Raw genomic sequence first — 13,227 nt, 5'->3', positions numbered from 1 at the left:
GATTTGCTTGTCCACTGTCGGAAGCCCGACAAAGGTGTGTCGGAGCAATCCGACGGAATCCGACACGAAAGCCAATTCGTGAACCAAAACCGCTCTTTGAGCTGGCATAGGTCTTGCGGTTTGAACTGCGACATTCACCCAGCAACGGAGCCGTTCGATGTCCGCACCGGCAATTTCGCTTGAGAGCCTCAGCACGACATTCGATGACCAGTTGCTTGCCACCGTGAAAGCCGGTGGCTGCGCGTCTTCGTCCTGCGGCTCGTCGATAAAGCCGGACGACACGGATCCGGCTGTCTGGGACAAGATCAAGGATCACCCCTGCTTTTCAGAAGAGGCGCATCACTATTTCGCGCGCATGCACGTCGCGGTCGCGCCCGGCTGCAATATCCAGTGCAACTACTGCAATCGCAAATATAACTGCGCCAACGAAAGCCGGCCTGGGGTGGTCTCCGAAAAGCTGACGCCCGACCAGGCGCTACGCAAGGTGATCGCGGTCGCCAACGAGGTGCCGCAGCTTTCCGTGCTCGGCATCGCCGGACCTGGCGATGCCTGTTACGACTGGAAGAAGACGAAGGCAACGTTCGAACGAGTCGCCAGGGAAATCCCAGACATCAAGTTTTGCATCTCCACGAATGGGCTCGCGCTGCCGGACCATGTCGATGAGCTTGCCGACATGAATGTCGATCACGTGACGATCACCATCAACATGGTCGACCCTGAGGTCGGTGCAAAGATCTATCCTTGGATCTTTTACGACCATCGCCGCTACGTCGGCATCGAAGCCGCCCGGATCCTGCACGAGCGGCAGATGTTGGGTCTGGAGATGCTGACCGCGCGCGGCATCCTCACCAAAATCAATTCGGTGATGATCCCCGGCGTGAACGATGAGCATCTGATCAAGGTGAATAGATGGGTCAAGGAGCGAGGCGCGTTCCTGCACAACCTCATGCCGCTGATTTCGGACCCGGCGCACGGCACGCACTACGGACTGAGCGGGCAACGCGGCCCAAACGCAATGGAGATGAAGGCTCTTCAGGATCGTGTCGAAGGCGGCGCCCAGTTGATGCGCCACTGCCGGCAGTGCCGGGCAGATGCCGTCGGCCTGCTCGGTGAGGATCGTGGCCAGGAATTCACACTCGACCGGATTCCCGGCGAGGTCACCTACGATGCCAGCAATCGCAAGGCCTATCGGGAGCTGGTCGCGGAGGAGCGCCGTGATCACGTGGCGGCTAGGAGAGAAGCGATCGGATTGGTCAAGGCAGCGAGCCCCGGCAAGTCCCTTCTCTTCGCGGTGGCGACCAAGGGCGGCGGCCGCGTCAATGAACATTTCGGCCATGCGAAGGAATTCCAGGTTTATCAAGCCTCGCCGAGAGGGATCAGTTTTGTCGGGCATCGGAAGGTGGAGCAGTATTGCCTCGGCGGCTGGGGCGGAGAAGCCGTCCTCGATGGCGTCATCGCAGCGCTTGAAGGCATAGATATCGTGCTGTGCGCCAAGATCGGAAACTGCCCGCAGGATCAGCTCGCGGACGCTGGAATCCAAGCCACCGACGCATATGCCCATGACTATATCGAGACCGCAATCAGCGCGATTTACGCCGCCGCGTGTGGGACCCCCGCACTCGCGGCGACGGCCTGAGCTGTCTCATTCATTCGGACCAGGAGTTAAAATGGCTTTCAAGATCATCGCATCCCAATGCACCCAATGCGGCGCCTGCGAATTCGAATGTCCCTCCGGCGCGATCAAGTTCAAAGGCGAGAGCTACGTGATCGAGCCGCACAAGTGCACCGAGTGCGAGGGGGTCTTCGATGCGCAGCAATGTGCCTCGGTATGCCCGGTGCCGAAGACCTGCGTTCCTGCGTGACGGACATTGGGCTGCCGACATGGTCGGGGATGCCTTTGCAGGACGGCTGGAACGCCTTTGTTCACGATCTGCAGCCTCAAGAGAAATCAGGGAACGGACATGTCGCTCGGACGCGAAGAGGAGGTCGAAATCCGCAGGCCTCCACGATTCATGCCGGGAGAGCGGGTACGTGCCACTCGCCACATAAAGAATGACGGCACCTATCCTGGCAGGGAGATCGGCGAAAATCTCGTGCGGAAGGGCGACGAGGGATATGTGCGCGACATTGGCACCTTTCTCCAGCAATTCTTCATCTATGCGGTCGAATGGATCGACCGTGGCACCGTCGTCGGCATGCGAGCGCGTGAACTGATGAGCCTCGACAAAGCCGAGGCGCCCTGCAGTGCTGATAGCAATACCAATGAAGGGACGGCCAGATGAAAGTCATGATCCGCAGGACCGATGCTGGCTTGTCGGCGTATGTCCCCAAAAAGGACCTCGAAGAGCCGATCATCAAGCTTGAGAAGGAAGAGTTGTGGGGCGGAACTGTGACGCTCAGGAACGGGTGGCGGCTCCTCCTACCCGATCTTCCACGGGATACGCGTCTGCCGATCACCGTCGAGGCAAAGAAGGTTTCCGAAGAGGACTGATGCTGCCCCTTGATAGGTTCGTCGCGAGGAACGAGCATGAACACGATCCTGACATCGGGCCACCTGGTCATCGTACGGGACAGTTTTGCCGAAAAGCTGCTTGACCTGGCGAAGGAAGCGCTCGCCGCCGATGAGGTGATCCCCTATCTCGGTCCGGGTCTTCTTGGGTTCAACTGTGCGGAACCGCCTGTGCCGCATACGCCCGAGGTCGTTGCCGCGGCACTCAATGCACGGGCGCCAGCCCCTTCCAGGATCCGCACCAATATGTGGTCGGTTGCGCAGTTCATCGAACAGCGCCGGCATCGCCGGACGCTTCAAGCTTGGATGACCGACATATTCGCAGCGCCGGTGGCGCCTACCCTCCTCCACGCCTGGCTCGCAAGGCTGCCGCTCTCCCTCATCGTCGACAGCTGGTACGACGGCGCGATGCGCACGGCTCTCGTAGAGACCGGCCGAACGGACGTCGTCGAGATCCAGGGCGTAACGCGGGCGAACGAAATCCGGGACATTTGGACGAAAACCTACGATTTGTCCGGGAGGGAACTCGACCCCCGATCGGGGGCAAAGACGGTTCTCTATACACCTCACGGGAGTATTAGGCCGGCGCAAAACTTTCTCGTCGCAGATTCCGACTATGTCGAAGTCCTGACCGAAATCGATATCCAGACACCGATCCCAGACGTGGTGAAGGAACGGCGCATCACCCGTGGATTTTTCTTCGTTGGCTGCCGCTTCAACGATCAGATGCTGCGCACCTACGCCAGGCAGATCATGAAGCGCTCCCGAGGTCCATATTGCGCGGTAATGGACGCGGAAACGCTGACCAGAAACGAAGCGCGTTTCCTTGGGGCAAGCGGAATCACGGTGATCGACATGCCAGTAAGTGAAGCCGCGGCTCGGCTTATAGGAACGCGCCCTGCTGCGGTGGACAGGATTAACAATGGCGGGCCCCTTTGATGATTGGTCCTTCGGCTTGCCTCGAAGGCGCAAAATGCAGTCGGGAATACACCCGTGAGCAGTGATGCTATCGGCAGCGCAACGAAAGCTCTGAATTCGTTGACCCATGTGGAAGCGGCGCGCTGGGGCCGGGATTTGAGTACGCTGTTGCGCATCACGCGTATGAATTTGCGGCACCCCTGGCAGGTCGCCTTCGCTATGGGCTCGACGGTCCTGGCGGCAATCCTCCAGTTGCTCATTCCCCAGCTTCTCGGCCGGGCCGTCGACCTGACCCAGACAGCCATCGGGGGCGGTGTCGCGGGGACTGCGGCAGGACAAGCGCTCTGGACCCCTGCTCTCCTGCTGCTCGCCGTCAGCGCGCTACGCGGCCTTTTCACGATGGCGCAGAACTATTTTGCCGAAGCCGTCGGGCATCATGTCGCGTACGAACTGCGGCTCGCCTACTACGACAAGATCCAGCGTCTCAGCTTTTCCTTTCACGACCGGGTCCATTCAGGCGATCTGATCACCATCGGAATGCTCGATCTCCAAGGCGTGCGGATGTATTTTTCCACCGCGCTCGTTCGCGTGCTCCTGCTCACCATGCTGATCGGGATCGGCGCCTACATGATGATCTCGACCGATCCCATGCTCGGCCTGGTCGCGCTGAGCTTCGTGCCTTTTGTCGCCTGGCGCTCATCGGCCACACAGCTTAGGCTGCGCGCCACCTGGCTCGACCTGCATGAGCGGCTTTCGGTACTAAGCCGCGTGATGGAGGAAAATCTCGCAGGCATCCGCGTGGTCCGCGCTTTTGCGGCTCAAGCCTACGAGATGCTGAAGTTCGACGGCGCTTCCAAGAACGCGCTCGACCTCGCCCACGACCGCGTTGACATCTACGTGCCCAGCACGTCGGCGATGACCTTGTCCTTCTTTTTCGCAATGGGATTGGTGCTCTGGATCGGTGGCAGCAAGCTCGTCGCTGGCGAGATCAGCGTCGGAACGGTGGCGACCTTCCTGACCTTCATGACAATCCTGCAAATGCCAGTCCGCCAGATCGGCCTCATGGTCAATGCCTTTGCCCGCGCTTCTAGCTGCGGTTCGCGGCTTTTCGGTCTCCTCGACCAGGAGATCACAATCAGGGATGCTCTCGAGGCCAGACCGCTCGAGATAAGCGACGGCACTCTGCGCTTCCACAATGTCTCGTTTGCGTACCCCAGCGCCGAAAACCGCGCCATTTTGAAGAACCTCAGCTTTGAGGCCCGTAGAGGCGAGACGATCGCGATCGTCGGTCCGCCGGGTTCGGGCAAATCGACGATGGCTCATCTGGTCCCCCGCTTTTACGACGTGACCGGTGGCGCCATCACGCTGGACGGCCAGGACGTACGCAATGTCACCCTCGCGACGCTTCGCAAGGCGGTCGCCGTCGTACAGCAGGATGCATTCCTATTCACCACTACGATCGAGAACAACATCGCTTATGGCGATCCCTGGGCGAAGAGACAGCGAATCGAACGCGCTGGCGAATTCGCCCAGCTCCACAACTACATCCTCGGGCTCCCAGCAGGCTACGAGACGGTCGTGGGCGAACGCGGCGTCTCTCTCTCTGGCGGCCAGCGCCAGCGTCTCACGATTGCTCGCACCATGATGCTGCGCCCCTCCGTCGTCGTTTTCGACGACTCAACGGCCGCGATCGATGCCGGCACCGAGCAGCGCATCCGCGCGGCGATGCGGCGCTTCGCCAAGGATCGGGTGACGATCATCATCGCGCACCGGCTGAGTGCGCTTGTGCATGCCGATCAGATCCTTTTTGTCGATAACGGCGAAATCGTAGAACGCGGCACGCATCAAGAGCTTTTGGCGAAGCGGGGACGCTACAGGGCCCTTTACGATCTCCAGACGCGCCCGGGTGATGACAATATGACCCAGTATGGGGGCGCCCGCTGATGGCGCAGGGCCGCGCCGGCGAAGTCGAAGCCGAACGTGACGACGGCAGACGCCCTCCGCGCGCGGTTGTCGGCTCGCACCGCATCGAGGAGGAGATGTTCGGCCGGGCTTTCGACAAGAGCATCCTCCGGCGCATCTGGGCTTTCGTCCGTCCCTATCGGGCCAGGGTAGTCATCACGATTGCAGCAATGCTGATCTTCACCGGGACGCAGCTTCTCATCCCGTTGATCATCCGCTACGCGCTCGACCAGGGCATGAACCCGGCAAGGACCGATCGCTCAGCCCAGCTCGCGGCCGTCGGCGCGTTCGTTTTGGCGATTTTGGTCAATTTCGCTGCCGGCTACATGCAGGAAACCGTGGTTGGGAAAGTGGCCGAAACTGTCCTGTTCGACATCCGCCGCGCCATGTTTGGCCATCTGCAGAAGGTTTCGCTCTCCTTCATGGACAAGACCGAGGTCGGACGCCTCATGTCGCGCCTGCAAGGCGACGTCAACTCCATACAGGAATTCCTCGAAACCTCGGTATATTCCGTAGGCGATGTTGCGCTTCTCTTCGGCATCGTTTTCGTAATGCTGTGGCTCGACTTCCGCCTCGGCCTCTTGACGCTCTCGGTTCTGCCGGTCCTGGTGATCGTCCGCATTGTCTGGCTGCCGCGTGCCCGCGACGCCTTCATGGCCGCACACGAGACTAATTCCGTCGTCAACGGCGCGCTGGCCGAAGCCATTCACGGCGTGCGCACCGTCCAGTCAATGGACCGCCAGCAGGTGAATTTCATCCTTTTTGACGACAAGGCCCATGCCAACCTCAGGACCCACCTGATCGCTGCCAAATATGCACTGGTCATGGTGCCTATCGTCGATGGCCTCACCGGCCTCGCCATGGCCGCCGTTATTGTGGTCGGCGGCTCGATGGTCATGAATGGCCGCATAGATGTGGGCGTATTGGTTGCCTACCTATTTTACATCCAGCGCTTCTTTGACCCGATCCGCTCACTCACCCTGCAATATTCGGTCATGCAGCGCGCCATGGCCTCAGGCAAGCGCCTGACCGATGTGCTCGACGTCAAGATCGATGTTCAGGACAAACCCAATGCCGAGGTGCTTTCGCCCGAAATGGACGGCTCGGTCGAGTTCAGGGACGTCACCTTCGGCTACAATCCGAACCGTTCGGTGCTGAAAAATGTCTCCTTCCGGGTCAATCCCGGCGAGACGGTCGCACTGGTCGGGCCGAGCGGTTCTGGCAAATCGAGCGCGATGGCCCTGGTCCACCGCTTCTATGATGTTCAGCAGGGCCAAGTGCTGGTCGGCGGACATGATGTGCGCGATCTCACCCAGGAATCGCTCGGCCGCCAGGTCGCCATGGTGCTGCAGGAGCCGTTCCTGTTCACCGGGACGGTCTTCGAGAACATTCGATACCACAAGACGGAAGCCACGCGCGACAAGGTGATCGAGGCCGCCAAGGCGGTCGGCGCCCACGACTTCATAATGAGCCTCGCCGACGGGTATGAGACCCAACTTGGCGAACGCGGCGACAACTTATCTCTCGGCCAGCGCCAGCTTATCAGTTTCGCCCGCGCCCTCGTCGCCGACGCCAAGATCCTCGTGCTCGACGAAGCTACCGCCAACATCGACAGCTACACGGAAATGCAGATTCAGAAGGCTCTGATAAAGCTGCTTGAAGGGCGCACTGGCCTCGTCATCGCCCACCGTCTTGCCACGATCCGGGGTGCCGACCGCATCATCGTGCTTCAGAATGGCCAAGTTATTGCGACTGGCAACCACGATCAGCTAATAGCCATGGGGGGCCTGTATTCCAAACTCTACAATCTCAACTACGCCTCCTTTGACGATATTCCAGAACACGATACGACCGTACAAGCCGGCTCCCAGACCTGACGTCTTGGCGGCCTTGTGGTACTGACATTGACTTCGGGCGTGCCGGCGGACACTCAGGCCGCCGCAGACGAGGAAGCAGGCAGCATTCATGCAAAGCACTCGCGCGGATCGTGAAGACCGGCTGCGAACGATTTCCTCCAGCGTCGTTATCCGACCGCGGTGCACGCCGCGACATCGGGCGAACTCGCTCCAGGTGGTGTCGCTCGGCGTAGCAAAGCCGCTCGCGAGCGCGCCCTCAACAGCGCCGTAGCGAGTGACGGCTTTGCTACCGCCGAGCCGCTGATGAAGCTGGATGCGGGAGCCGCCACCGGCGCCGCCCCGGTCGAGAAGAACCTCTTGCGGCGGGCTATGGGCAACGACTAGCGCGAGCGCGACGAGCAGACGCGCCCGCATCGTGACGCGCTCGGCTCCTTAGGATCGTGCAGGTTCACACGATGGCCCAGACGCCAGCCAACGCACAAACCTGGTAATCTGTGCCGCCGGCTCGTCGTCAGTTTGGCCTCCCTCCCGATTGCCCGCCCCCACCACGTGCACGCTCGAGCACGTGGATGTGAGGGAGCGCTGTTACTACGATTTAACCTTCGGATCAGACCGCGAATTTCATGGTCAGCCAAGTCGAGCCATGATTTCGGATTGAATGGTCGTCGCGGTGTACAGGGAAGCATCTAGCGGCAGATTTCCAAATGCCAGTTGACAAAGAAGGTAGTTAGCACCTGCCTCTTCCAACTGACTGAGCAGAGCTTCTCGCACAGACGCTGCTGATCCTACCACGCACAATTCACGCTCTATTGCCGCATCGAAGGTCAGCGGCAGGTTTGGTGGAGTCGGGATGGCATTAAGGTCGTAAAGGAATTGGAAGCTCTTGAGCCATCGATCGTAAGCAGGTGCCGCGATCGAATACGCGTCTGTTTCAGAACGCCCAACCACGACCATGCGGAGCAATCCAATAAATGGCGCTTGATCGCCCGCGCCAGCGTTGTCCTCTCGATAGGCGCGGAACGCATCAGTAGTTTTGCGAACAGAAGAGGAAGGTCCTACACACGCGATATTTGCTCCATTCGCAGCGGCCCAGGCTGCGGACTCGGGTCGATTGGCGGCGACCCATGTCGGCGGATGTGGACGCTGATGAGGTCTTAGCGTCAAAGGAACGTCATTGAGCTCAAAATGGCGGCCTTGATAGCACAGCGTGCCAACCTTCATGGCATTAACAAGTATTTCAACAAGAATTTCGCTGGCTTCCGCATAGCGGCCCGGCACCGCGTCCGCACCAATCCCGAAGTAACCCAATTCGATCGGGAGAGCACCGCGCCCTATGCCCAGTTCGAGCCTGCCACCGCTCAACTGGTCCAGCATACAGATCTCTTCGAACGCACGCAGCGGATGATAAAGCGCAAGCAGCATCACCAAGGGTCCGAGACGCAGGCGCCGGGTGCGCTGGGCGACGCTCGATAAGAACAGATTCGGCGATGGACCTCTCCCGTGGGGGGTACAGTGGTGCTCTGCGAGATGATAGGCATAGAACCCTAGCTGATCGCACGCCTCTGCTAATATCAGGCGATCTTCGTACTGCCGGGCGATATCGAGGCCGTCCTCGTCCAGATGATCGAAGATGCCGAAGGCTAGGTTTGAAGGAAAGACGTTTGTCACTCGATTGTCCCCGATTTTAAAGAAAAATGTTGTCGTGCTTGGGTGACCAAGCAAGTCTAAAGATAGCAATGTGTGATATCGGATTAGCGTCAGCGTACCGAACGAGCAGAGCCTGACGCTCCCCTGCCCGTGGTGCTTGGTATGTTTAAGCTTCCAACTATATCGCGAGCGGCAGCAAGAAATGCATCCAATTGCTCTTTTGTGCCGATGCTGACGCGGATGCAATGTTCCAAACCATTGTCCGGAAAGTAGGCAACGAGTATCTTTTGCCTTTCCAAGGCTGCTTGCCACCATGAGCCGTCCTGTCCCGCTGGCACACGGGCTAGCAAGAAATTTGCGTGGGAGGGCGTTACGGAAAATCCAAGTTGCGACAGTGCGGCTGTCACTCGCTGTCGTTCATGTCTGATGTGCTTGTGGTTCTCTGCGTAGGCGCCGCGATGCGCAAGCACGCTGATACCAACCGCATGCCCGATCACGTTCATGTTGAAGACGTTCTGGATGTTGCGCAGCCTGCCAATAATCTCAGGGTGACCGAAACCGAAACCGACGCGAATGCCGGCGGCGGCATAGCTCTTCGAAAATGTTCTCAAGATCAGAAGGTTCGAATAACGGTTGATGAGGCGCAGCCCGTGATCGGGTGCAAAGTCGACATAGGCCTCATCAAGGACGACCAGGCGATCCGATTGTGCCACGAGGCGTTCGATATTGCTTATCGAGAGGAATGTTCCGGTCGGATTGTTTGGATTGGCCACCAGAATGAACTTGGCGTCTTTTGCCGGACCGGAAAGCAATTGCTCCATTGGCAGCGAATGAGTTTGACATCCGATCTCGAGAAACTCAGCACCATGCAACATGGCAAGTTTGCGGTTGAACGAAAACCCTGGCGATATCATCGCCACCTTGTCGCCAGGGGCGAGGAAAGCTCTGTAGATGAGTCCGAGCAGTTCAGACGACCCGTTGCCTGCGATGACCTGATCCGTGGATACGCCATAGGTATTGGACGCTGCTTCCCTCAAGCTGATGTTATCGTCGTCCGGATACAGATACTGGCGATTGAGGGCCGCCACTGCACTTTGCATTATGATTGGCGGCAACGGAAACGGGTTCTCATTCGTATTCAGCTTGACAAAACTTTCGTCCGGCGCTGGTCCGTTGGACGGCAGAGCATCTAACTGTCGCGTCCCTTGCGGAAGAGACGAAAGCACAGCTTGTAGTTTTGCATCGGACATATTTTATCTCCGTTTCTGTCGCACAGGTTCATCCGTATGAGCTCGCAACGAGAGCAACATGGCGGACGGATTGACGATGGCAGCGTCGCCTTTCACAAGATGGTCGCAACGCCGGCTGCCACGGGAATTCGGCCAGGCTGTCCTCGGTCGGATCGAATTGACGCGGACGCGGATCTGCATCCCTGCGCGGGCCAAGCCGCTAAGCGGTCTCAGCTAATCCGCCTGAGTCATGCTTTCACAGACGCTTGACCTCGATGCCGTATTTCCTCAGCACGTAGCCAATCTGGCGCGGGGTCAGTCCAAGCAGGCGCGCCGCCTTTGCCTGTACCCAGCCACATCTTTCCATGGCAGCAATGACGCGCTCGGCGTCGGTGGTCCTCGCGCCCAATGAGTGGGTTGCTCCGGCAGGCGGGACTGTGGTGGCGGCCGAACGAGCGGCCGCATCCGGAGGCGTGGCCGGATTCACTGCCTCTGGCAGGATTGGCGCTGGTTGCAGCGCGGCCTTGCCCGATCTGCTCTTCCGCAGCGCCTCGGCAAAGCATTGGTCGTGGGAGCACGCAAAGTCGTTTCTCCCGATTGATAGTCCCTCCGCCAGGATCGCTGTCCGGTGCACGCAATTTTCAAGCTCGCGAATGTTGCCGGGAAATTCACATTTCATCAGTACTTCAATCGCACGCGGATCGAAGGTCAGCGTACGGCCGTTCTCATCGTTGAAATTCTTGAGAAACTCAGCTGCGAGGAGCGGAATATCGCTGCGCCTTTGGCGTAACGCCGGCACCAGCAAGGGGACCACGTTGATGCGATAATATAGGTCGGCGCGGAACTCATTCCTTGCAACCGCCTCTTCAAGGTTCCTGTTCGTGGCGGCAATCACGCGAACGTCGACCTTGATGGTCTGGTTGCTGCCGACGCGCTCAAACTCCTGCTCCTGCAGCACGCGCAGTAGCTTTGCCTGGAAGGAGGCCGAGATCTCGCCGATCTCATCCAGAAACAACGTCCCCTTGTCGGCGAGCTCAAAGCGACCCTTGCGGGAATTGAACGCGCTTGTGAAGGCACCCTTCTCATGACCGAACAATTCGGATTCCAGGACTGTCTCTGGCAGCGCTGCACAATTGAGTTTGATGAAGGGCCGCTTGGCGCGCGGCGACAACTCGTGAATTGCCTTGGCGACCAGCTCCTTCCCGGTACCGGATTCGCCTCGCAACAGAACCGTGGTCTTTGCCTTAGCTACAACTGCGATCTTCTCGAGCAGCGCGCTTAGCGCCGGACTATCGCCAATCATTCCCTTGACGTGAACCTTCTTGCGCTGCGGTGCAGGGTGCTTGACATCAGAGAATTGCGTTTGCAGCCCATCTTCCACCTCCGTCGGTCGTTCGCGGTCGCCCGCGGAGAAGCGGTGCAACTTGACTGTCTGTCCCACCATGTTGGCTATCATGGTGAGCAGCCGGACATCATAATCGAGCCGATACGTTGACCTGCTGTCCAAGGCGCGGTCGATAGTCAGCGTGCCTACGGCGTTCCCATCAACACGAATGGGAACGCCGATGAAGGACACGGTGTCGGAGGCCCCAAGCACCTCTATGTCAGCGGCAGTGAAGGCCGAATGCACCGCTATGTTCTCGGCGACGAGCGGCGTGTCCGTCGTCACAATCAGATCGATTGCCTTGCGCGGCAGGCGCATCCGGGAGCGCTCATCGCTGTTCTCGTCGCAGCCGGTGACTACGGTGATGTCCAGTACGCCCTCAGCGTCGAAGAGAGCGATGATGCCGTGCCGCATCTGCACAAACGAGGGCAGGAGATCGACGACCTTGGCCAACGTGACTTCGAGCCGGGCGGGGTCGGTGAGTACTTTCGATATTTCGAAGATGCCGGTAAGCGCGTGCTCGTGCGATGGCACAAAAGGGACCGCGGTGTTCATCTCGGACTTTGGGTAAGCCCTTTTCGCATCCGGAAGCGAAATGCGGCACTCGCTGGCATTTTGTTCTGATTTGGGAATGTTGTGGTGCATATGATCCTCGATCTCGCGCCATGAAATGCATGCCGGCGGCATGTGCGCCCGCGACGTCGCGGGCAAGCGCGAAAATGCTCTGACGTGAACTCGTGCCACCGCCGTGTGGTCGAGTGCAAAGCGGGTCGACCCCTGACGCATCGCTTGGCTCTCCCTCCACGAAGCTTGGCCACGTTCTCGGCTTGCACGGGGGCAACCACACGTTGATTTTCAAAAGACTGGAGCGAGGCGGCATAGTCAATCGAGCTTTCTTTCATTCGTGAAAGGAAACCTCGCGGCCTATGATAGAATTCATCAGTTCTAATTTTTGTCGGCGATGTTGAACGACAGAAATACGGCGCCGGCGATGCGGTGCCCGAGCGGCTGACCGCGCCGAGTTGCCGGGCCGTGCCAGTCACCAGCGCCTGCGAACCAGGGGCGGGAGCGATAATCACTGCCGACGACACTGGTCGGTCGCGGCAACCGCCATTTCCTCGATATTGATGACACAGATAAGGCGGCGGCGTCGCGTGTGAAGGCGCGAAGGTGGCGGTCGAGCGCGGCTTTCTCGGCGGTGCTCGGAACTTCTGAACCGCATCGTCGCGGTCAGCACCAGCGGCGTCAATCCCTACGTCTCGACGTCGCTTTCAAGCTGTCGCTGCTGCGGCAGCGCGGCAAAGAACACGGCAATTCTCCGCTCTGGTGCCAGCGATGCGGCCCTTCCCAATGTCGGCAAACCGAGGAGCCCACCACGATGTGCAGCAAAACCGCAAGCCAGAGAGATCGACCGGCAATCCGCCGGAGAACATCAAGCGCGTGCTGGACGGCGGCCTTGTCATTCCCGTCTTGTGCCACCGCATTCATCCCATCATTGGCGAGCCCAACGTCAGTTCAGGTCATGCGGATCCATTTGGCATGGGTATTGCGGCGGCCTTGGTGCAGCGTTCGACCGGAGCGCCGCGATAGGGAGAAGCCCGGGAGAAGTCACGCCACCTCGATCCGGTCAGGGAGAGAGAAACAGTGTCAGCTGCACAAGTCCGCGGCGCGAGTCCCGCGCCCCGCAAACCCTTCTATGCCAAGCTTTACGCGCAGGTGCTT

Annotated in this window: 12 protein-coding genes; 9 read left to right on the top strand and 3 right to left on the bottom strand. The window is 59.4% G+C overall.

Annotated elements, in window-relative coordinates:
* Positions 1-157 precede the first annotated feature (157 nt).
* From nifB to NKI95_RS26340, 8 genes are all read left to right on the top strand, one after another.
* Positions 158-1,636 carry a nitrogenase cofactor biosynthesis protein NifB gene (gene nifB, locus NKI95_RS26375; RefSeq protein ID WP_352720357.1) on the top strand — a complete coding sequence of 493 codons (1,479 nt, stop codon included), beginning with the start codon at positions 158-160 and terminating at the stop codon, positions 1,634-1,636.
* Positions 1,637-1,667: 31 nt separating this feature from the next.
* Positions 1,668-1,862 (top strand): 4Fe-4S dicluster domain-containing protein, encoded by a 195-nt coding sequence (locus NKI95_RS26370; RefSeq protein WP_352457023.1) that lies wholly within the window; start codon positions 1,668-1,670, stop codon positions 1,860-1,862.
* A gap of 99 nt (positions 1,863-1,961) precedes the next feature.
* Complete coding sequence (locus NKI95_RS26365) at positions 1,962-2,282, top strand: nitrogen fixation protein NifZ (protein ID WP_352516056.1); 321 nt, start codon at positions 1,962-1,964, stop codon at positions 2,280-2,282.
* Complete coding sequence (gene nifT / locus NKI95_RS26360; protein ID WP_352457024.1) at positions 2,279-2,491, top strand: putative nitrogen fixation protein NifT; 213 nt, start codon at positions 2,279-2,281, stop codon at positions 2,489-2,491. Before NKI95_RS26365 ends, nifT begins: the two co-directional genes overlap by 4 nt.
* Before the next feature lie 36 nt (positions 2,492-2,527).
* The gene (locus tag NKI95_RS26355; protein WP_352720355.1) at positions 2,528-3,448 is read left to right on the top strand and encodes an SIR2 family NAD-dependent protein deacylase; all 921 of its coding nucleotides are present in this window, start codon (positions 2,528-2,530) and stop codon (positions 3,446-3,448) included.
* A 54-nt stretch (positions 3,449-3,502) separates the two neighbouring features.
* On the top strand, positions 3,503-5,371 hold the full coding sequence (locus NKI95_RS26350; RefSeq protein ID WP_352720353.1) for an ABC transporter ATP-binding protein: 1,869 nt from the start codon (positions 3,503-3,505) through the stop codon (positions 5,369-5,371).
* The gene (locus NKI95_RS26345) at positions 5,371-7,266 is read left to right on the top strand and encodes an ABC transporter ATP-binding protein (RefSeq protein ID WP_352720351.1); all 1,896 of its coding nucleotides are present in this window, start codon (positions 5,371-5,373) and stop codon (positions 7,264-7,266) included. Before NKI95_RS26350 ends, NKI95_RS26345 begins: the two co-directional genes overlap by 1 nt.
* A gap of 159 nt (positions 7,267-7,425) precedes the next feature.
* Complete coding sequence (locus NKI95_RS26340; RefSeq protein WP_352457028.1) at positions 7,426-7,629, top strand: hypothetical protein; 204 nt, start codon at positions 7,426-7,428, stop codon at positions 7,627-7,629.
* A 243-nt stretch (positions 7,630-7,872) separates the two neighbouring features.
* Here the strand turns inward: NKI95_RS26340 and NKI95_RS26335 are convergent, their stop codons facing one another.
* The 3 genes from NKI95_RS26335 to nifA all read right to left on the bottom strand — a co-directional run bounded on the left by NKI95_RS26335 (position 7,873) and on the right by nifA (position 12,150).
* Complete coding sequence (locus tag NKI95_RS26335) at positions 7,873-8,913, bottom strand: LLM class flavin-dependent oxidoreductase (protein WP_352594659.1); 1,041 nt, start codon at positions 8,911-8,913, stop codon at positions 7,873-7,875.
* 89 nt (positions 8,914-9,002) lie between these two features.
* Positions 9,003-10,142, bottom strand: coding sequence for a histidinol-phosphate transaminase (hisC, locus tag NKI95_RS26330; RefSeq protein WP_352720350.1), 1,140 nt, complete (start codon positions 10,140-10,142; stop codon positions 9,003-9,005).
* A gap of 235 nt (positions 10,143-10,377) precedes the next feature.
* A complete protein-coding gene (gene nifA / locus NKI95_RS26325; RefSeq protein ID WP_502909258.1) occupies positions 10,378-12,150 on the bottom strand; it encodes a nif-specific transcriptional activator NifA in 1,773 nt (590 codons plus the stop codon).
* A 735-nt stretch (positions 12,151-12,885) separates the two neighbouring features.
* Here nifA and NKI95_RS26320 point away from each other — a divergent pair.
* On the top strand, positions 12,886-13,095 hold the full coding sequence (locus NKI95_RS26320; protein WP_352720348.1) for a hypothetical protein: 210 nt from the start codon (positions 12,886-12,888) through the stop codon (positions 13,093-13,095).
* Positions 13,096-13,227: the final 132 nt, after the last annotated feature.

It is taken from the genome of Mesorhizobium sp. M0306 (assembly GCF_040321655.1).
In the GTDB taxonomy this organism is placed as follows: Bacteria; Pseudomonadota; Alphaproteobacteria; order Rhizobiales; family Rhizobiaceae; genus Mesorhizobium.
Note: the sequence above shows the minus strand (reverse complement) of the source record. Positions and strands in the feature narration are given on the sequence as shown.